The sequence below is a fragment of the Bdellovibrio bacteriovorus HD100 genome (assembly GCF_000196175.1).
GTDB lineage: Bacteria > Bdellovibrionota > Bdellovibrionia > Bdellovibrionales > Bdellovibrionaceae > Bdellovibrio > Bdellovibrio bacteriovorus.
Window position 1 is genome coordinate 541,132 of the sequence record NC_005363.1, and the last position, 20,591, is coordinate 561,722.

A 20,591-nucleotide genomic window follows, 5' to 3' on the forward strand; every position below is an offset into this window, starting at 1 on the left:
CGCCTCAAATCCTTGGCATTTCATCGTCATCCTGACGAAGTCTCTTCCCAGAGCATCTCTGTGCCAATGCAAGATCTGTTCACAGGCCAAGGTCCGGCATTCGGCCGCGACAACCCACCATGCCCGAACGGGCCCGGGCCGGAATTTGTAAAACCCCTTTGCGATCTGCAAACTTTGAAAGGGTTCGATATGAAGTACGGATTGATGGGAATGTTGGTGGTGATTTTGGTTTCAACAGCGGGATGTGTGGAGGTCCGGGATAAAGAAGACGCCGCCCCGGTAAAACCCATGGTTCAGGTCCACACAGTCAGCCGCATGGTGGTGGATGGTGAGATGTACCTGTTTAACGGCGCTTTCCTGACCCGCCCCGAGTTGGAACTGGAACTGCGCAGAGCCCCGAAAATCTGGCCGGTGGAGGAACTGGAATTTCACTATAAAGAAGTCATTCTGAAAAAGAATGCCGTCCTGTTCACCATGGGCCACCGCGTGCGCCTGCATATCGACCGCCTTGAATCCGATGGAGCAAGAATCCAAACCCTGTCCCCAGAGTTCAAAGCCGGTGTCGGACAACCCGGGCGTCATGGTGGGCACATCAATCTCGACGTGGGAACGGCCAAAGGCTCTTTGCGAATTCAAATGCTGGGACAGGATGGTGGGGCCGGGAAGGCCGGCGCGGCGCCTGATGAATCCATGCGTGGATTAAAAGGGGAAGATGGAAAGAGCGGCCTGTGCGCAGATTCCGGCGCAAATCTCGAACAAGCCAGCGGTAAGGATGGCGGCAAAGGCCAGCAGGGAAATCGCGGCAGCAACGGTTCGCCCGGCGGTGACAGCGGCACATTGGAAGTGACGATTCAATCCGGAAAGGACTTTCAATTGGATCACTTCCGCAGTCCTGGACAAGGCGGTGCTGGTGGAGCCGGGGGTAAAGGTGGACCGGGCGGTTACGGCGGCAAGGCAGTCAGAATGAAGATGGGGTACGATGGGATACTCCGTCCCTGCGCGTTCAAATCTCGGGAGGGAACTCAAGGGCCGGAAGGTGGCTCAGGTTTCAATGGTCTGCCAGGCAACCCCGGGGCTATGCAGTCCATCTGCATCACCCGCGCACAAGTCATCACTTGTATCTAAGTGGTTTCCATCGAATAGTTCAAAATAGTCTGAATCAATGACTCCACCTGTACGGGCTTCGTCAGATAGTCTGTGCAGCCCGCTTCAAGGCAACGTTCGCGGTCATCTTTCATCGCATGCGCCGTCAGGGCGATGATCGGCTTGCTATAGCCGGCCTGGCGCAGTTTTCGAGTGGCTGTGTAGCCATCCATCACCGGCATCTGAATATCCATCAGGATGATATCAAATTCTTTTTCAAGTGCTTTGGTCAGGCCTTCCTGTCCGTTGGTGGCCAAGGTCAGGTTCGCACCCCGTTTGGCCAGCATCCTTTGAATCAACAAGCGGTTGTCTTCAACATCATCCACCAAAAGGATCGATGTCGAGGAAAGCTGTGCCGCCAAGTGAACTTCCTTGGCCTTGATGGGGACGATTTTTTGCGTGTGGATCTTGGGAATGTCCAAAGAGATTTTTACGATGAACGTGCAGCCTTTGCCGGGCTCACTGTCCTCCAAGTGGACATCTCCGCCCATCATCTGTGCCAGACGACGAGAAAGCACCAGCCCCAGTCCTGTGCCTTCATATTTGCGCGAAACCGAGTTGTCGATTTGCGAGAATGCCTGGAACAAATTGGATCTTTGCGCGGATGAAATTCCCACACCAGTGTCTTTGACGGTGAAAAGCAGATTGCTGCCCGAGATTTCATAGGTCATGCGCACATAACCCTGATCAGTGAACTTGATGGCGTTGCCGATGATATTGGTCAGGATCTGGCGCAGACGCAAAGGATCGGTGCGAATCATGTCCGGCACGATGCCACGGCGATTGAACTCGACATGCACGGGCTTGTCACCCACGCGTGCCACCATCAGGATGTGCAGATCCTCCAGCAGCGAGTTCAGATTCACCGGGTGACTTTGCATTTCCAGATGGCCAGCCTCCACTTTCGAAAGATCCAGAATGTCGTTGATGATGCGGGTCAGGTGTTCGCCGGTGCGGTGAATGATGTTCACGTACTGCAGGCGTTCGCTTTCATCCAGGTTTGATTCTTTCAGCAAATCTGAAAAACCAATGATTGCCGCCAGGGGCGTGCGGATCTCGTGGGACATATTTGCCAGGAACAAACTTTTCAGCTGACTGGCTTGTTCGGCTTGCTGTCTTTCTCCGATGCTGCTGCTCAGGTGGTGAGCCATCAGATTGATGGACTCGGCCAGTTGCCCCAGTTCATCACCGGAACGAACCGGCACCTGAACATCAAAGCGGCCTTCGCCGACTTCGTGCGCGGCGCTGTTCAGTTCGGAAAGGCCCTTGGAAAGATTGCGACTGAAACTGATGGTCAGAAACAGGCCGGTGCCTTCGACGATCAGCACGGCAAAGATCAGTGTGATCATCAGCATGTTTTCCAGCCAGCGGGATCCTTCACCCAGAGTGTACGAAAACGACGCTTCCAGAACGGTCAGGCGGTCATTCAGATCATCCACACTGTTCAAGGCCTTGAAGATCTCAGACTCCGGAGCGTTTTTTTGAATCAGCATGTGCAGGTTTTCACCCATGACAATCAGCTCTTGAGTCATCTGGTCACCCTCGCGCCAGATCTCGATGGCTTTTTTCACGTGTTTGAAGTCATGAAATCGCAGCACCAAAGAGATAACCCCCGGGATATCATCCGGATGGACCTTTCCTTGCAGCAGACCTTCTTTGGCCTTTGCGGTGTCGGGCGGAACCTGTTCAAGAGCGTTGCGGGCTTTGCTGTCGCCCAAGGGCACACGCACGTTTTCCTGGAAGGTGATGTAAAACTGCGGGTCCCGGGTGCGGGCGTATTTGTGCAAAGTGATGACGGCGTCTTTCTGCCCCTTCGACCACATGCTTTCTCCGGCAACAAAGGCGCGCACAGAAGAAAGTGAATTCATGGCGAAATAAAGCGTGAAAAGCTCCAGGGCAATAAGGAGTGCCATGACGCCGATAACGATATACAGCTTGTTTGCGACTGAGAGATATTTCCAGAAACGTCTGATGCCCATGTCCCTAGTGTATCGGCTAAATGGACGACTAAATAAACAAAAATAATTTTTGACGGCGCTTCAGGACATAGGATGGAAGACCCTGAAAACTTTCAGGGTCTTTAACACTAGCATTGCAGAAAGTTAATCCAAGTAGCTGGTTTTGAGGCTTTGCTCGCCTTCGAACTTTTCAAAGCCCAATTGAATCAGCTGAGAGATCAAATCTTTGTAGCTCAGACCAGAGGCTTCCCACATTTTGGGATACATCGAAATCTTGGTAAAACCAGGAATGGTGTTGATTTCGTTGATGTACAGCTCCCCATTCGGGCGAATGAAGAAGTCGACACGGGTCAAACCATCGCAGCCCATGGCCTGATAGGTTTGTTCAGCCATCTTTTGCACGGCTTTGGTGGTCTCTGGTGACAGCTCTGCCGGAATTTTCAGAAGGGCGCCGTTGTCGTCGATGTACTTGGCTTCATAGGAATAGAATTCGTGCTGCGGGATCACCTCGCCCGGCAAAGAGGCTTTGGGAGCGTGGTTATGGCCCATCACGGAACATTCCACTTCGCGGCCCTGGATGAATTCCTCGGCCAGAACTTTGGTGTCAAATTGGAAGGCGTCTTTCAGTTTCACGACAAAGTCTTCGGCAGTTTTGATTTTATGAACGCCGACAGAAGACCCGGCATTGGCCGGTTTGATAAAGAACGGGGAGCCCAGCTCTTTGACGATTTCGTTGTAGTCGTTTTTCTGATGCGGAGTCAGCAGCAGATAACGGGCGTTCGGGATTTTCGCCACGGCCAAAAGACGTTTCATGATCTCTTTGTCCATGCCCGCCGCAGAGGACCAAACTCCGCAACCCACAAACGGAAGCTGAACCATCTTAAACAGCCCCTGAATCGTTCCGTCTTCACCCATAGTTCCATGCAAAATAGGGAAGGCCACGTCGACCGCGGTCTTGGAATGATCTTTCAAGGAATAAAGGACCGGTTTCCCCTGCAAAGACATCAAAGCCACCGGCTCTGCTTTGGAGGGAAGGGCGCTATCAACAATCTTGGTCGCCTCAGTAAAGACACCCATATCCGGGAAACGATACCAGCTGCCTTCTTTACTGATCCCAATCAAAACGGGCGTAAACTTGTCTTTATCCAAAGCATCCGCCACATTCTTAGCCGAACGCAAAGAAACTTCATGCTCCGCAGACTTGCCACCAAAAATCAAAGCCACAATTTTCTTCATACTCAAAATCCTCTAACGTCCTACGTCCAATTTCCTACGCCAATTTTCAATTTTCCAATGTCCAATTTCTATCAAGCCCATTCCACGATTTCGTGGGCCAAACCAAAGATGCCGGCAAAGACTTCATTCGGTTTTGCATCTCCGTACATATAGGCCGGAGTTGTGACCACTTTGCTTTCGCGGTCGGTGATATAGTCATTCACCGGGCACTCTTCGTGAATGGCTCCGGTTTTTTCAATTTCCGCCGCCGTGGCCGCATCATCACCAATGGTCACCGTGACTTTCTTGTCGCCCAGAACTTTTGCCACCAGAACCGGAGCAATACAAAGGGCTCCGATAGGTTTGCTGGCCGAGTGGAATTCAAGGATCACACGTTTTACATCCGGATTCACTTCACACTGGGCCCCTTTTTCTGCCCAGTTGCTCAGGTTCTTGGCGGCGCCATAACCGCCGGGGAAAACAACAGCATCAAAATCTTTGGCGTGAAGTTTATCCAGGCTTTGAATATGACCACGGGCGATGCGGGCAGCCTCAGTCAGCAGACTGCGCTTTTCGCCTTGAGCTTCGCCATTGATATGATTGGTGATGGGAATTTGAATGTCAGGAGCGAAGCAGTGAACTTCGGCCCCTGCCTGGTGAAGGCCGATCAACAAACTGACGGATTCAGTGATTTCGCTTCCGTCGCGATGACCACAACCAGAGAGTACAACGGCAATTTTTTTCATAAAACCTCCACAGGAGGTTTTAGCCTACAAGATTCACCAGGTGTTGGCAACGAATCGCAAGGCGCGGACTAGGTGCCGCCCGCTTTATAATTTTTCATTCGTGTGCACACTGTCACGAGTGCTTTTTGCGATCCAGCCTGTGCCAGTGCACGATAGCAGTAATCCGTCACGCGGGAAAAGAACGGCAGATCCGGAGTGATGGAGATGCTGTAATTGACCTTCTGCTTCTCGGTGGTTTCACCTTTTTTGTAGTAGGCCGCCCAGTCAAATGAAACGGTTTTTACTTTCATGGTGCAGTTGGCAAGCCCACCGCAGTTTGTCTGAGCTTTCATCAGATCCGGAGCCGGGCGCATTTCTTCAGAAACCTGCAGATTGAAGCATTTCACTTCACAGCTGTCGTAACCTAGATTTTCAGTGCAGATTTTCTTTTGTTCATCTGTCAGCTGGCAGGCATACGCCAGGCCAATCAGACGCTCAAAACCCAAAGACATTTGCAGATCATCGGCCATTGGCGAAATTTCGCCTTTCAACTTTTGACCACGGGTGAAGACTTCCATGGCGGGCTCGGCCTTTGTGACAGTGCGATGGTCTTCCCGGGTGGACTGTTGGGTGTTGCCGTCAGAGGTCAGGGTTTCTGTCTGATAAAGATAAGTGTACAGCCAGTCATTGGTGCGCTCTTCTTTTTTGGAAATGGTGATGCCTTCCTGCAAAAGCATGCGATCTTCACCGGTTTCAATTTTGCGGTAAGTCTGCTGCAGCAGGAAATCATTCGGACTCATCGTCAACGGATCGGCGCTGCCCCAGGCTTCGGACAAAGAGTCCTGAACCTGTGCTATGGTGGAGGGGCTTTCTTCCTCTTCCAGCTCCGGAGTTTTAATGCATGACACGGCCGTCGCGGCCAGAAGCAGCGGCAACAGGGGTTTTAAAAATCGGTTCATATAGAGTCCCATCCCCAGATCCACAGATTCAGTGGCAGTATTTTTTCAAGTTTGATCGCGGTTTCTTCTTTAAAGATTCCCAAGCCGCGGAAGTCCACCGGGCCAAACAGCAGGCGCACCATGTCTGTTTCGTTGTTGATGGTGTAAAGATCCTGACCGACTCCGAAGACGAAGTGGTTGGGATGTTTTTCCAGCACGATGTCGGCGATGCCTTCGGCGCGGAACGCACGTTTGATCTTGGCTGCCAGCTGGTCAAAGTTCACCAGCTTGATCATGCCCAGATAACCATGGTTCATCGTCACATCCTTGGTTTGCAAAGCCTGAATCAGGTTCGTTGCATGGCGTGGGCAGATGATGGTGTAGGGCTGATCTTTTTGTGCGCGGATGAAGGCAAACAGCGCCATCAGTTTTGAAACCGAGCCGCCCCATTCATGGATATAGCCACCCAGATCCGCACCTTTTCCTTCAATCGCATACGCTGCCAATTGGCCGTTCGGTTCCCAGGCGGTGTACACTTTTGTTTGTGGGATTGAGAGGAACTTTCTGGTTTCTTCAATCGTGCGCACAGAATTGACGGAATGAGCCGCATAAAGGCGGTAAATTGCATCCGGCGACACTTTGTTGTCGGTGGAGAAACGCAGATTGATCGGCGGAACATCAAAGTTTTCCTCGATCACAAAGCTGACTTCCGATCCCGCCAGTTCAAAGCCCATGCGGCGGTAGAAATCAAACAGGTCGGTCCACAGAATCGCGATATCGCAGGACTGTTCGGTTGCGGATTTCAGGCAGTCTTTGATGATCTGCGTGCTGTAACCCTGACCCTGGTGCTGATCGTCGGTGACGACAGAGCCGATCGCGCCCACTTTAAAGATCACATGGGGGCTTTTAATGATAAGAGGTTTCATAACCGCATGGGATAATACGGATCCCTCATCGGCGATGATACGCATATTGTGCAAGTTGTTAGAGGAAAAGGCTGTTGGATATTCCGCAGCAATGGACCAAGAGGCATCAGTGCGCAGCTTTTTATTGAGGAAATCCAGAACCTGAGGAAGCTCAGCTTCCAGGGGGGAACGAGGTCCTTCCATGAACTCTCCTTATATCTATATACGACGCCCTAGGCGCCTTGGAAGACTGCCACTTCAGACAGTCCTCGCGGCGGCGATCCCTTTGGGATCTGCCGGCTGCGGAACTCGTGACATTCTTCCAAGGCGCCTAGGGCTCATATATAGATACTATACGAGGGACGGGGTGGGGACCCAGTGAGTAACATAGGACGGCCTGAAAAATGCGACCCAAGTCGGGAAGGGGGTTTGACATCAAGGGCAAAAGCCTTATATTAAGGCGGCTTGGCCCCCCTAAGGAGTTTGTGATGGCAGAGAAAAGTCAGTCTTGGAAAGAAAATAAGCCCGGCAAGATGTTCGTGGATCAGTCTTGCATTGCTTGTGATGCCTGCGTTCTGACGGCGCCTAAGAATTTCTCCATGCATGAGGAAGACGGCCACGCGTTCGTATCCCGCCAGCCGGAAACTCCGGAAGAAGAAGCTCTGTGCAAAGAGGCCATGGAAGGTTGCCCGGTTGAGGCAATCGGAAACGATGGCGAGTAAGCAGTCTCCTGCCAAAAAGCCCTCTGCCAAGCAGGCGGGCATTCTTGCAACTATTGAACTTCTCAAGAGATATTACCCTGACGCTTATTGCGCCCTGAATTACACCAATCCTTTTGAGCTTCTGGTGGCCACCATTCTTTCAGCCCAGTGCACGGATGAAAGAGTCAACATGGTGACCCCGGCGCTGTTCAAAAAATACCCAACCCCGAAGGCCATGGCAAAAGCTCCGGTAGAGTCCCTTGAGGAACTCATCCGTTCTACGGGGTTCTATAAAAACAAAGCAAAAAATCTGAAAGCCTGTGCAACCACTCTGGTGGAAAAGCACCATGGCGAAGTCCCGCAAAGTCTCGAGGCTTTGGTCGAGCTGGGAGGCGTGGGTCGCAAGACCGCCAATGTGGTGCTGGGAAATGCCTTCAATATTCCAAGCGGGATCGTTGTGGACACCCATGTGACCCGATTGGCCAACCGCTTAGGGTGGGTGAAAACCGACAATGCGGTGATGATTGAGCGTCAATTGTCAAAGCTCGTCCCAGTTGAAGATTGGATCATGCTGCCGCACTGGCTGATTTCTCATGGTCGAGCTGTCTGTAAGGCGAGAAAACCTGCGTGCAGTCATTGCTTTCTCGAGGAGACTTGCCCTAAGAAGGGTGTCTAGTTCACAATGGCTTCATGTTAGTTTCATTCTTTGAGAGCGTTAAATACGTAGGTCATCTTCTTCCGATCTCTTTTTTAAGAATCTTCCTGGGTTATTATTATCTGGAACAAGCCCTGATGAAATATCGTGGCGACTACCTGACCCGTCCGCGCATCGCGGATCAAATGGCCGAATGGCTTCCGGCCAGTCATGCGCCGAACTGGTTTAAGATTTTTGCCAGTGCCACGATGATTCCCAACTGGCAGACGGTGGCCTTTATTGTTCTGGGCCTTGAATTTGCGATCGCGATTTCCTATGTCATCGGTTATGTGGTTCGCCCTGTGGCTTTGCTGGGGGTGTTGCTGTGTGTGACCATGCTCTTTATTTCCGGCCCGGCAATGGAGGATTTGTACAAGACCTTCCTGGCCATTCACCTGATCCTGGCTTGGGTCGGTGCGGGACGCTGTCTGGGCTTTGACTATTATTTCTTCAAACGCCGTCGCGGACTTTGGTGGTAGAGCGTGAAGCACTTTGTTCTTTTCCTGACTGTAGTATTTTTGGGTCTGTTCTTGGCGGTGCTGAACCGCACGGATACGGCCGCGCCAAACAGCTCTCTTCCCACCGTGCGTGTTTTTGGTTATGCGTCCTTCACCGGTCGCTGGGGACCGGGGCCTGCGTTGAAGGATCTGTTTGAAAAAAGCTGCAAGTGCAAAGTGGAGTTTATCGAAGGCAGTGATTCCGGCATTCTATTGCAACGTCTGAAAATCGAAGGTGAAAGCCTGGGCGCGGATGTTGTGGTGGGTTTGGATCAGTTTGATCTTTCCAAAGCCGTGTCCGAACAAAGCTGGAGAAAACTAAGTCTGGGGCAGCTGGATGTCTATGATGCTGTGAAACCGGCACTGGCCAACAGCTTCTTTGTTCCCTATGACTGGGGGGCTTTGACTTTCGTGGCCCGCAAAAACGAGCTGATGCGCATGCCGGCCTCTTTGGATGATCTGCTGGCGCCGGAACTTGCCAAGAAAATCGCGCTGCAGGATCCCCGCACCAGTTCCCCGGGAATGCAGTTCCTGTACTGGGTGATTCGCTCCAAGGGCGAGGATGAAGGCTTCCGCTATCTGCAAAAGCTGATGAGCCAGGTGCACAGTTTTTCCCCGACATGGTCCACGTCTTATGGTCTTTTCACCAACAAGCAGACCAAGCTGGTTTACTCTTATGTGACTTCGCCGTTGTATCACGAGGTCGAGGAAAAAAAGAAAGACTATGTGGCGCTGCCGTTCAACGAAGACCTGCCAGTGCAGTTTGAATTTGTCGGCATTCCAGAGTTCTGCCGCCACTGTGATTTGGCCGAGCAGTTTGTGAATCTGATGCTTTCCAACGAAGGCCAGAAGATCATCATGGAAAAGAACTATATGTTCCCGGTGATGAAGGGTGTGATGGAAAACACTTCCTTTGCTCCACTTATGAATGTCAAAACCATGCAACAGGTTGAGATTCTTTCTTCCACCGAAGTGGACCGCCTGCTTCGCCGTTGGACAGAGATCCGCCGGGGCGATCTCAATTGAACCTGCGCCAGTGCCTCAGAATTGGCCTGGTGCTGTTTCTGATTTTTCCATTCCTGTTTTTGCTGACCCAGTTTGGCTTTTCCGGCTGGCCCGATATGGGCGAGCTGGTTTGGGCGTTTAAAAACAGTTTCCTGCAGGCATTCTTTTCTTCCGTCTTTTCATTGATCATGGGTTTTTGGGTGGCGCTGGGTTTGTTGACTCTGCACTCGGCCCGCGGTCGCAAAATTCGCTGGGGGCTTGAGATTCTGTGCCTGCTGCCGAACTTTATGCCGCCGATCTTTATTCTGCTTTCCACTTTGAATGTGATTGATCCGTTTCCGATGGGAATCCCCGGGATTGTGATCGTGCACACATTAATGAATTTCGGTCTGGTGGCGGTTTTGTTGGCGTCGACCATTGAAAACAAACTGGGCGGCATGATCGAACTTGCTTATGTGGAAGGGGCGGGTCGGTGGCAGTTCCTGCTGCGCGGGCTTTTCCCGATGTTGAAAAAAGACTTCTGGCTGCTGGGTTTATTTATTTTTGTGATCTGTTTTGGCAGCTTCGCGGTGCCGTTGATCGTGGGCGGCGGGCGTGGCACCACCGTGGAAGTTTTGATCTATGAAAAGATCCGGCTTTCCAGCAACTGGGGGGACGCCGTTTTACTGGCCTTCCTGCAATCGGTGTTTATCTTTGCCTTGTCCTTTGTTGCCAGCCGTGGAAAAGGAATGCACAGCACCCGCACGGCGAACTTGAGCCTGCTGAAAACACCGAGCGGAATTTTTGTTATTGCCGGTTTGTCTTTATTGTACCTGTTTGGGTATGTGCAGGGCTTCTTGTCAGGACTTTCGCAGATTTCTACTTTCTATGAGTTGCAGTCCGCTTTGATCTGGAACTTTATCGGCAGTCTGACCTTGGGAATGAGCGTGGGAATTCTGTCTTATGCCGGTTTGCTGCTGATTGCTTACTGTTGGCCAAAGGCTTGGTTTGAAAGATTCCTGAACGGGTATGTGGCGCCGTCGACTTCATTGGCGTGTTTTTGTCTTTTGATCCTGGGCCCCAATGAGGGTTTTTATCCGTTCATCAAAATTCCGGTGGCGTTGACCCTGCTCAGTCTGAACAGTTTGTTCCGCATGGGCTGGGACAGTGAACTGCACGCTTTGCAGAATCAGATGACGGTCGCTTATTCCATGGGGGCTTCAAAAGCCCAGATCTTTAAAGAGATCCTGTTCCCGCAGCTTTCAGGGCGTGCGGGTTTGCTGGCGGGGATTGCGTCGATCTGGGCTGCCGGTGACTTTGCGGTGTCGCGTATTCTGGCGCACCGGGATCTGAGCATCGCCATGATGACGGAAACTTTGATGTCAGGTTATCGCCTGAATCAGGCCATTGTTCTTAGCAGTTTGATTATTGTCGCCGGTTTGATTTGTTTTGCATTGTGTGTGGGAGGCAGCCGTGTCCTTGGTCGAAAATTTGCACCGTGATTACGGAGACTTCAAGTTAGACATCGATTCCTGGGAAATCCTGGATGAAGGTGTCACTGTGCTATGGGGGCCGTCAGGCTCCGGGAAAACCTCGGTGTTTCGCATTTTGCTGGGGCTGGAAAGCTGCCCGGGATTTAAATGGACGTATCAGGGAACGGATCTGGCCAAGTTGAAAACTCCGGATCGTCATCTGGGTGTGGTGTTTCAGACTTTGGATCTATTTCCGCACTTGAGTGCTGAAGAAAACTTGATGTTTGCGGCCCGCGCCCGCAAAGTGGATCCAGCCAAAGCCAACGCGCGTTTGAAAGAACTGTCATCGATCCTTAAAATGGAATCCTTCCTACAAAGACCGGCCGCGGTGTTGTCGGGCGGGGAAAAACAGCGGGTCGCCATTGCGCGGGCGTTGATGGGCGAACCGCGGTTGCTTTTGTTGGATGAACCGTTTTCCGCCTTGGATCAGGAGTTGCGGGATGAAAGCCGCAAGCTGGTGAAAAGTGTGATTGAGACTGAGAAAATTCCGACGTTGTTAGTGACCCATGACCAGCGGGACGTGGAGATCCTGGGCAACAAGGTCACCACCATTCGCAACGGCCGCCTCGCTTAGCCGGCTGGTGAAAAAGGGCCATCCGACTGCGTTGTCGGGCGGCCTTCTCGCTCCGACGTGCTTGGAGCACGCCTGCGCTGCGAGGGCCTACTCCGCCTTGCGGCTGACCCTTTTTGACCAGCCTTTAATTTTTGGAAGATTAGCCCAGATATCTATGAATCATTTCCAGCAGGGCTGATTTTTTGATGGGCTTGGTGACGTGTTCTGAACAGCCGACATCCAGAGATTTTTGCATGTCTTCAGCCATGGCATTGGCGCTCACTGCGATGATCGGAATCGGTTTTAAGCCCTGGTCTTTTTCCCACTGACGGATCTTGCGGGTGGCCGCATAGCCGTCCATCACCGGCATCTGGATGTCCATCAAAATCAGATCAAACGGTTCAGCCAGAACTTTTTCGACGGCCTCTTTGCCGTTTTCCGCCTGAACGACTTCAAACGGCAGCTTTTTCAGATACGTGAGAAGCAGGAAGCGATTGTCTTCGGTGTCATCCACCACCAGAATGCGCGCGGAACGGGTTACGGTCAGTTCATTCATAGTCGGTCGTGGTGTGGTTTCGGCAGCCTGGGTCTTCTCCGGAGCAGCCAGTTCCCGTGGAGCTTCCGTCGGCACATAAGGCACGGTGAAATAGAAGGAGCTTCCCGAGCCCTCTTCACTCTGGAACCAAATGCGTCCACCCATCAGCTCCACCAGATTTTTCGAGATCGTCAGTCCCAGGCCACTGCCGCCAAATTTGCGGGTTATGGAACTGTCGGCCTGAACAAAGCTCTGGAACAGCAGATGTTGTTTGTCTTTCGGAATCCCGGTACCAGTGTCGCGGATCGTGAAGCGCACGAATTTCTGTGAACTGCTGTCAAAGTCCAGCAACACGGCAATCTCGCCTTCTTGGGTGAACTTGATGGCGTTACCGATCAGGTTGAACAGAATCTGGCGCAGACGAGTCGGATCCCCGATGACCAGCGGAGCGCGGTTCTTCGGCAGATTCACAGTCAAAGAAAACTTCAGATCTTTTTCCGTCGCTTTTTGTTTCAGGATGTCGCAGATGTTGGTGGTTGTGGATTCCAGGTCAAACGCGATTTTTTCCAGGCGCACTTCGCGCGCCTCAATTTTCGAAATATCCAGAATGTCGTTGATCAGCGCCAGCAGGTTTTCCCCGGCATTGGCGCAGACACGCACCAGCTGGGACTGTTCCGGTTTCAGATCGGATTCCGCCAGAATGTCGGTGATACCGATGATGGCATTGAGTGGGGTGCGGATCTCGTGACTCATGCGGGCCAGGAACTCGGATTTAGCCTGGGACGCTTTCACGGCCTGCTCTCGCGCCTCGATCAGGGCCTGCTCGGCCGTGATGCGGTCGGTGATGTCAGTGCAGACGAATACGAAGGTCAGGTCTTTACTGGTGCGGTTTGGAAGGGCGGCCCAGTTCATCAGAATCGGCAGGCGACGGCCGTCCTGAGCCGTGATCTCGGCCTCGATACTGAGACGGGTTTGCAGCAGCCAGGTGTAGTTATTGAATTCTTCCTGCGTGTTGATCAACTGCTTCAGATCCACATGGGAAATCTGGTTCAGAGAGTAGCCCAGGAACTTTAACGCCGATTCATTGGCTTGCGAGATCATGTACGACGCCTGTCTCCAGTCGTCGTGATGGCTCACTTTGACGATGAACAGGAAGGCTTTGATGGATTGAATGACACTGTCCAGGAATTCTTTGGAAACGGTGGTGGTTTCTAAACGGTCGGCCAGCTGATTGTACTTGCTTACCAGCAAACCGATTTCGTCTTTGGAATTGTAGTTGATCTTCTGGGTCAGGTTGCTTGTTCCCAGTTTTTCCAGACGGTCGGTCAGGAGCTGGATCGGTTCCACGACTTTTCCGGTGGCGGCAAAGGTCGCAAAGAAGAACAGGATAAAGATCAGCACAGCCGCGGCGCTGGAGGCAATCGCGATACGGTCCAAAACGGCAAAGGCTTCGCTTTCGTCAATCTTGGTCTGGATGTACCAAAGCTCTCCGTTGGGCAGATAGATCTTTCCAATGGAGCGGATGACTTTCTGCCCGCGATAGTCGGTGCCCAGTTCGCGCACCTCGCTGAGATTTTCAATTTTCTTGATATCTTCATCGCCCCGATTGGAAGATAGCACCTCGGCTTCCAGGCTGCCCTGGGCGCTCTGGTTGGCTTCCACGCGGAATCGGCCGGTGTTGCGCAGACTCCAGTCCTCGCCGTAAATCAGGGTCTCGCCCGTTTGGCCCATGCCGTGGGTCGGCCAGGCGAAGTTGTCACTGGTGATGCGATCAATTTCTGAGATGGAAATTTTCAGAACCAGAACGCCGACCGGACGCAGATTGCGATAGATCGGGGAAGCCACAAATCCTGTGGCCGAGTTGGGATTCAGGGTGTCCTTGTCAAAGTCCAGGAACAGGGTTGAGCCCTCTTGGGCTTTCACGCCCCAGGTGTAGATGTCCTTGAGCTTGGATCCTTGCGGCAGATCCGTGGTGACTGAGGCGCCATCCTCGATGTCTTTGCGGGTGGTGTAAACCACGACGCCCTGATTGTTGATCAGAGCCATGTCGTAAATGTTGAAGTCCAGGACATAGTTGTCCAGCAGGCGACGGAACTCAGGCAGGCTGTCGACTTTCCTTTCGCGCAGCAGATCATCGGTCAGTTCGTGGGAAGAGATCAGGTTGATGGCAGTTTGCAGATCACGGAAATAGTTTTCGATGGAGCTGGTCTTGCTGATACGGATTTGAGTCAGACGTTCATAGGTGCTGTCGATAACCGTGGATTCGACAATCTTGAGGCCAATAAGCGCAACAACAAACGTCGCAAGAAAGACGGAGATTAAATTGAATAAGAAAATTCTTAAACGTAATGTCATGCTTATTGATTAGCCTATGCATTTTTAGTGATATCGTATACGTCTTCCTAGTTCAATCAGCGAGTGACATACAAGCAGGAAACTAGGCTTGGGAGTAGAGGTTAAATGAATGTAATCAAGGCGTTCTTTCTAGCGGCAGTGCTGCTGCTCACAAGCTCCCGGTCCCATGCGGAACGCTGGGTGGTGATGACGTTGGAATGGCCACCTTTCACCTGCTCTCGCTGCCCCGAAAACGGAGCGGCGGCCAAGGCCTTGAAAGACACTCTCAACAAGGCCGGTGTGAGTGTCGAGTTTGTATTCTATCCTTGGACTCAGACACAGAAGAAAGCCGAACAGCCCGATGTGATTGGCTATTTTCCCTCTTGGAAAGATGTACTGCCGGGCTTTACGCGTTCCGAGCCCCTGTTTAAATCTCCGTTGGGTTTTATCCAGCAAAGAAGCAAGCCTCTGGTCTGGTCAAAATTGCCCGATCTCAAGGGGAAAAAGCTGGGGATCACCGAAGGGTACAGCAACACCACAGAGTTCAATCGTCTGGTGAAGGAAAAAGTACTGACTGTCGAACCTGTGCAAAGTGACGACACCAACGTGCGACGTGTGGCTCTGGGCCAGATTGATGGCGCCTTGATGGATATTAACAATGCCCGGTATCTGATTTCGAAAGCGCATTCCCAATATGCGGGCAGGGTGTCCGTCAATCAGAGGATTCTGGAAGACAAAGAGCTGTATTTTGCATTCAACAGCCACAATCGTGATAAGGCAGCTAAGCTAAAGAAGGCTCTGGAGAACGTCAATTATCAGCGTATGGTGGATGACTACTTGCTGAAGTACCTATTGCGCAATGATTAAACTTTTGCCATCAGTGTAAGCCTTACACGCGCTTACTGTATTTTTCCGGCGAGGCCGGAAATCCCCTCCGGAATTTGCTATAAATAGCGGGAACAAAGGAGGGCCCAAACATGAAAATTTTCAGTCAGATTTTGGCTCTTCTTGGGGCCGTTTTGTTGCTCAATGCCTGCGCGGCTTCGAAATCCAGCGAAGGTTCCGGTTTGACGCCGACCATTTACTACAAACCCACGATTCAGCTGGATAAAAACAAATGCTCTTCGGCTTCGTTGCGTGATCTGCTTTCTCCGGAGGGGCGCGTCCTGACGACTCTTTGTGATTCTGACTATGCCCAGTGCCTGCTTCAGGGATCGTGCCTGATTGATGACCAGGGCCTGTTGACATCCTACAACTATCACTCCACCAAAGATGGACTGGCTCGGTTTATCGTGACCGACACCAAGGCCTGTCCCTTCGGCTATGGCGTAAGCAATGCGTGTCTGGATCCTTACTTCTCGGCGGCTGCGGATTTGAAAATCTATAAGCTGGGTGATGTGATTTACATTCCCCGTTTGGTCGGCGCGAAGATGCCCAATGGTGAGGTTCATGATGGCTACATCGTCATTCGCGACGCTGGCGGCGGAGTCAAAGGGGCTGGCCGCTTTGACTTCTTCACCGGCTACCTGGATCATCGCAATAAGAAAAATACCATGGCGCGCCTTGGTTTTGGGGACCCCAAGAACCGCATCGAATATCGTGTGGTCCGCGGTGAAGAAGCGGCCCGTGCGCGCGAGCGCCGAGGTTTCCCAGGACTTAAAAAGTCCATTCTGGAAGAGCAGCAAGAATAGCATAAAAGCTCTATTTTTTAGCTGTTGCCAAGGCCCAGAGCCTTTGTTACTTCCAGCTGCATGAAAAAAATCGCTCTGTTCATTTCAGTTCTTCTGGTATCACTGACAGCCGCGGCAAAGGTTCAGCATCTTCGTTTGGGAACCGGCAAGGTGATTGCCTATGAGCACATCCAAACCAACAAAGCCTCTTCGACATTGATTTTACTTCCTGGGGTCAATCGCTCCCTCAGCGCCGACGATCGCTCCGTGCAACTGCTGGCAGAGCAGGGCTGGAATTTGTTGTTGCCGTCACTTCCTGCGCATCCGCTTTCCATTGAGGGGCTTTCCGCGGGTGAAACGCCGTACTTCTTGTATGACTCTTCACTTCGCGCAGTGGATTTCGCCTCGGACATTGAAAAGCTTGTCGCGGCTTTGAAAATCAAACAGGCCATTCCGGTGACGTTGTCTTACACGTCAACTGTGGGTGCTTACTTGAATCCAAAACTTTTTCCGCATGTGATTGAAACAGTGCCGTTGGGCATCCCCACGGAAACAAATCCTGAAGCCGCCCGCAATGCCCAGCTGTGGGAAAACTGGCTGCGTATGAATCCGGTGATGGCTCCCTTTTGGATTCGTCAGTCCCGCGACCAGGCATACAGCAAACACTGGGGGGCGGTGGTGGATGCGAACCTTGCCAGGGATCCGGACTATTACGGGGCAAATCCGCGCATCGCGGATATCAAGTCGGGATATGTGACGATTGCCCGGGCCGCCGAGGACTTTGATCTGACGAAGGTGGATTATAAGGCGAACGCTGTGACTCGGGACTTTGTTCTGGCGGGTCAGGAAAATTCAGAACGTCTAAAAAATCAGATTGTGGCTTTGAAGAACTATCTGCGCTCGGGAAAACCCGCGCGTGTGATGGTGGTGGCGAATGCGGGGCATGTGCTGCCGTCGGAGTCTCCGTCAGTGTATGCGGCGGCGATCGGGGTGCTGGCGCAGCAGCCTGTGTCTGCGGGAGTGTCGTTCATGGTTGTGCGCAAGGCTGCGGATGTGCACAAAGCCCAGTGGCAGGGGGCTTCGGAATTGGAAGCCTGGATGGATGGGATCGTGAAATAGCGGCTTTAAATGTCGCTGTGTCAAAGTGATACACAGTTTATTCTGCTGAAATCGTTTATATTGCATTTTGACTAGCATCGAAATTGCTGAATGAAGACCTATTAGGTGAGGTCTTTATGCGTTTTCTTTGGTCGGCTACAATGCTTTCAGTTTCCTTGATGCTGTTTGCGCCGGCTATTTTTGCTACGCAATCGCACAAAGATCAGGCTTATTTGTATCTTCAAAATATTTATTCTCGCGACAATGTAAGCAAATTGCATGTCCTGAGTTTACAGCAAAGGTTAGAGTACTTCTCCCGCATTTTCCTAGGAAAACCTTACCTTGGGGGAGCCCTCGGTGAGGGGGCAAATTCCGCATATGATAATGATCCTCTATACAGATTTGATGCGTTTGATTGTACTACTTATGTGGAAACAGTTGCCGCCCTGACCTTGTCTTATGGTGAAGCAGAATTTCAAAAGAATATGAATGTGATCCGGTACCAAGATGGAGTGGTGAGTCTTATTACTCGTAATCACTTTACCAGCGTAGATTGGAATCCTAATGTTGAAAAATTGGGAATTCTTAGAGACGTGACTGCTGAAATTGGTTTGGCTGATGTCTCCACTTTGCAGACCCTGATTGACAAGAAGGAATGGTATAAAAAGCAAGCTTCGGCAATGGTAAAAGTTAAGGACAATGAGGCAAAAAAGGTTGGTGGCATCATCGCTCGAACTCAGGCAATTCGTCCCCAGATCTCAGCACTTAACTTTCTAAGCAAGGAGATTCTAACTGCAAAGCCCGACCTTCTCCTTCGATTTCCCAAGGCTGGGATAGTTAATATTGTCAGAAAAAACTGGAATGTTAGAGATGCTATAGGTACGAACTTGGACGTTTCCCACCAAGGTATTATTTTTGAGAGAGATGGAGAAATTATTTTCCGTCACGCTAGTTATAAAAAGAGCTCTCAATATGTTGTTGAAGTTCCGCTACTCGAATATGTGAAAAAGAACTTTGGTGATCAAACATTCGCAGGGCTGAATGTTCTTTCATTTGTGGGCGGCCTTTGATGGAATTTTCTGCGCGCTTAATCACTACCACTTTTCTCTCTCTGGCAATATTTGGCTGCGGATTTAAGAAGGATGTTCCTGGCTTAGTTGAGAAAAATGTTAGAGAAACCTCGCTTTTGAATCAACGTCTCGGGAGTGAAGACGCGTTAAAGCGTGCCGTCGCAGATGGGGATCTGGTCGATATAAGAAGAATTATCGAGCAGAATCCAAGTATTCAGCTAAACCAAGAGATTAGCGAAGAGACGGTTCTATCAGTAGCTTTACGGCGAGGGGATTTCGAAGTTGTAGCGTTACTTATGAGTTATGGTGCATCTCCTTTTGTTGTTCTTAAGCGGGGTGAAAAAAGTGCATATGATGGCATTGATCGCTATCCAGCTCGCATCAAATCTATTATTTCTTACCAGGCTCAACTTGCCTTAAATCACTTCGTAACATTGGCTGAAAGTGGCAATCTAGAGTATGCCCTTGAGTTTTATACCTCAAAATTTATTCCCTGCGCTTTAGGATTTGAGAGGCTGCGAAGTGCATCTGGAAAGAATGCTGCTGCGGTTAGTAACGCAAGCGTAGCATTGTTGAGTCATTCATCTTGTAAAAAGCTCGATAGCCTCCAATTTGAGAGAATGCTCGGCAAAGAGCTTTTACGCGTCCTTCGCGCATATGATCGAGATTTAAGTGTATTGTATGCTTTAGGTAAGCAGATACCATATGGCGTTTCGACGATTGAAATCGCAAAAGATAATGTGATGGCAAAAATCAATCCAGTATTTTTGATCAACTTTAGATCTGTATGTGATGCTTCTTTTACAAAGCGACCTGAAGTTGCAGAGTGGCGAGAAAAAATTATTTCAGCTTTTGATAATCTTAGTGGATTGGCCTATGAAATAGAAGTTACCAAGAAGGATAGTATTGGCATAAGTTCCGGTCGCGCATTGATTTCAGACTTCGTCGGAATGGATGACTCCGATGAGAGGCGCGATACTATTGCCACTTTGACTGAGATTCCTGATTTCTTTATTTGCCAGGGAGCAGAGTAAATGGAACGACTTCTGGTAAGTTTACTTCTGATGTTTTGCGTTGGTTGCAGCTTTGCAAAGGATGATTCCGCAACTTATCATCAGGAAAATTTGAATACAAATGTTGAGTATCTTTCACTCAAACAACTTGTAAAAGTGGGAACAGTTCTTGATCTTGTCAATTTTCTGAATACAACTCAGTTCAGAATGAACGAGGAACAAGAGAAAGAGCTTTTTGAGGCTTCTGTAAATCGTGGGAGTGCTGAGATATTTGCGAATCTTATGAGGAGAGGATCTTTCAAGTCTGTATTTTCTAACGGTTCATTTGTTCTTTCTCAGAAGAAGATGAACCTCGATATCCGGGCGGTTCTTACTTCGCATTTATTTTCAGAGCTTTTGAACACTGGAGAAAGAAAATCAATGACTTGTTCTGAGGTACTTACACAAGTCTTTTTTTTAAGATGGGCAAATGTTGGAACCGCATCGCAACTTCAGAAATTAGGTTTGGAAAAGACTGCTGAATCTGATTGCGCACAGATTGATCCAAAGCTCGTAGGATATTTGTATAGAAATGAACTAGCATTCTTGTATCTTAACTCGCAATCCACACCCGAATTATTTGCAAAGCTGGTTCATATCAAAAAAGTAGACCGCAGGAGTTATCTTGTCGGCAACTTTAGTTGGGGACAGCTTTTGATATCTCCAATAATGGTGCTCAACAGTCTTCCTGGTAGAATAGACGACGAACTACTTAAGTCGCTTTCTAAAGACCTTGAAAGCTCTTTGGAAGAGTCCGCAGATGTTGCGTATTACGTTTTAGCCAGGTCAGGGGCTTATAGAGTTGGAAGGCTATCAAACAAGCTGGAGCTGGTTTCTTTGGAAGAAAATTTGATTTCAGAGCTAATACAGCAGAATGCAGAGTTTGTTTTCGATCGCCATGTGCCAGTAGATCAAGATATAAAGCTTCCGTAGCTATGTAACATAAGTCTTCGATAAAACATCGTTTTTTAGCCCTTGGTCTGGCCC

19 protein-coding genes are annotated in these 20,591 nt (G+C 50.4%); 13 read left to right on the top strand and 6 right to left on the bottom strand.

Annotated features, from left to right (window positions below):
- Positions 1 to 12 precede the first annotated feature (12 nt).
- Entirely contained in the window at positions 13 to 1,125 is a 1,113-nt protein-coding gene (locus tag BD_RS02655) for a hypothetical protein (RefSeq protein ID WP_011163153.1), read from the top strand.
- Here the strand turns inward: BD_RS02655 and BD_RS02660 are convergent.
- The 5 genes from BD_RS02660 to BD_RS02680 all read right to left on the bottom strand — a co-directional run bounded on the left by BD_RS02660 (position 1,122) and on the right by BD_RS02680 (position 7,088).
- Positions 1,122 to 3,056 carry a response regulator gene (locus BD_RS02660; RefSeq protein ID WP_226987978.1) on the bottom strand — a complete coding sequence of 645 codons (1,935 nt, stop codon included), beginning with the start codon at positions 3,054 to 3,056 and terminating at the stop codon, positions 1,122 to 1,124. The genes BD_RS02655 and BD_RS02660 overlap by 4 nt on opposite strands.
- Positions 3,057 to 3,245: 189 nt before the next feature.
- A complete protein-coding gene (locus tag BD_RS02665; protein WP_038451377.1) occupies positions 3,246 to 4,337 on the bottom strand; it encodes a D-alanine--D-alanine ligase family protein in 1,092 nt (363 codons plus the stop codon).
- A gap of 71 nt (positions 4,338 to 4,408) precedes the next feature.
- On the bottom strand, positions 4,409 to 5,062 hold the full coding sequence (gene elbB / locus BD_RS02670) for an isoprenoid biosynthesis glyoxalase ElbB (protein ID WP_011163156.1): 654 nt from the start codon (positions 5,060 to 5,062) through the stop codon (positions 4,409 to 4,411).
- A 68-nt stretch (positions 5,063 to 5,130) separates the two neighbouring features.
- A complete protein-coding gene (locus BD_RS02675) occupies positions 5,131 to 6,000 on the bottom strand; it encodes a hypothetical protein (protein WP_011163157.1) in 870 nt (289 codons plus the stop codon).
- Positions 5,997 to 7,088, bottom strand: coding sequence for a GNAT family N-acetyltransferase (locus BD_RS02680; RefSeq protein WP_011163158.1), 1,092 nt, complete (start codon positions 7,086 to 7,088; stop codon positions 5,997 to 5,999). The genes BD_RS02675 and BD_RS02680 overlap by 4 nt, the downstream gene beginning before the upstream one ends.
- A gap of 284 nt (positions 7,089 to 7,372) precedes the next feature.
- Between BD_RS02680 and BD_RS02685 the strand changes: the two genes are divergently transcribed.
- Genes BD_RS02685 through BD_RS02710 form a run of 6 tightly spaced genes read left to right on the top strand, consistent with a single transcriptional unit; the run spans position 7,373 to position 11,866 of the window.
- Complete coding sequence (locus BD_RS02685; protein WP_011163159.1) at positions 7,373 to 7,606, top strand: ferredoxin; 234 nt, start codon at positions 7,373 to 7,375, stop codon at positions 7,604 to 7,606.
- Complete coding sequence (gene nth, locus BD_RS02690; RefSeq protein ID WP_011163160.1) at positions 7,596 to 8,261, top strand: endonuclease III; 666 nt, start codon at positions 7,596 to 7,598, stop codon at positions 8,259 to 8,261. The genes BD_RS02685 and nth overlap by 11 nt, the downstream gene beginning before the upstream one ends.
- A 14-nt stretch (positions 8,262 to 8,275) precedes the next feature.
- A complete protein-coding gene (locus BD_RS02695) occupies positions 8,276 to 8,758 on the top strand; it encodes a DoxX family membrane protein (RefSeq protein WP_011163161.1) in 483 nt (160 codons plus the stop codon).
- Between the two features lie 3 nt (positions 8,759 to 8,761).
- Complete coding sequence (locus BD_RS02700; RefSeq protein WP_011163162.1) at positions 8,762 to 9,802, top strand: thiamine ABC transporter substrate-binding protein; 1,041 nt, start codon at positions 8,762 to 8,764, stop codon at positions 9,800 to 9,802.
- Positions 9,803 to 9,831: 29 nt separating this feature from the next.
- Complete coding sequence (locus tag BD_RS02705) at positions 9,832 to 11,262, top strand: ABC transporter permease (RefSeq protein ID WP_231839262.1); 1,431 nt, start codon at positions 9,832 to 9,834, stop codon at positions 11,260 to 11,262.
- Positions 11,234 to 11,866 carry an ATP-binding cassette domain-containing protein gene (locus BD_RS02710; RefSeq protein ID WP_231839263.1) on the top strand — a complete coding sequence of 211 codons (633 nt, stop codon included), beginning with the start codon at positions 11,234 to 11,236 and terminating at the stop codon, positions 11,864 to 11,866. The genes BD_RS02705 and BD_RS02710 overlap by 29 nt, the downstream gene beginning before the upstream one ends.
- 139 nt (positions 11,867 to 12,005) lie before the next feature.
- On the opposite strand, the gene BD_RS02715 is transcribed toward BD_RS02710, so the two are convergent.
- Positions 12,006 to 14,735 carry an ATP-binding protein gene (locus tag BD_RS02715; protein ID WP_011163165.1) on the bottom strand — a complete coding sequence of 910 codons (2,730 nt, stop codon included), beginning with the start codon at positions 14,733 to 14,735 and terminating at the stop codon, positions 12,006 to 12,008.
- Positions 14,736 to 14,840: 105 nt separating this feature from the next.
- Here BD_RS02715 and BD_RS02720 point away from each other — a divergent pair, with 105 nt between their 5' ends.
- The 6 genes from BD_RS02720 to BD_RS02745 all read left to right on the top strand — a co-directional run bounded on the left by BD_RS02720 (position 14,841) and on the right by BD_RS02745 (position 20,537).
- The gene (locus tag BD_RS02720; RefSeq protein ID WP_011163166.1) at positions 14,841 to 15,581 is read left to right on the top strand and encodes a substrate-binding periplasmic protein; all 741 of its coding nucleotides are present in this window, start codon (positions 14,841 to 14,843) and stop codon (positions 15,579 to 15,581) included.
- Between the two features lie 110 nt (positions 15,582 to 15,691).
- Entirely contained in the window at positions 15,692 to 16,405 is a 714-nt protein-coding gene (locus tag BD_RS02725) for a 3D domain-containing protein (RefSeq protein WP_011163167.1), read from the top strand.
- Between the two features lie 60 nt (positions 16,406 to 16,465).
- Positions 16,466 to 17,503, top strand: coding sequence for an alpha/beta fold hydrolase (locus BD_RS02730; RefSeq protein WP_050792889.1), 1,038 nt, complete (start codon positions 16,466 to 16,468; stop codon positions 17,501 to 17,503).
- A 116-nt stretch (positions 17,504 to 17,619) separates the two neighbouring features.
- Entirely contained in the window at positions 17,620 to 18,552 is a 933-nt protein-coding gene (locus BD_RS02735; RefSeq protein WP_011163169.1) for an N-acetylmuramoyl-L-alanine amidase-like domain-containing protein, read from the top strand.
- The gene (locus BD_RS02740) at positions 18,552 to 19,586 is read left to right on the top strand and encodes a hypothetical protein (RefSeq protein WP_041583448.1); all 1,035 of its coding nucleotides are present in this window, start codon (positions 18,552 to 18,554) and stop codon (positions 19,584 to 19,586) included. Before BD_RS02735 ends, BD_RS02740 begins: the two co-directional genes overlap by 1 nt.
- On the top strand, positions 19,587 to 20,537 hold the full coding sequence (locus BD_RS02745) for a hypothetical protein (protein WP_011163171.1): 951 nt from the start codon (positions 19,587 to 19,589) through the stop codon (positions 20,535 to 20,537).
- The last annotated feature ends 54 nt before the right edge of the window (positions 20,538 to 20,591 follow it).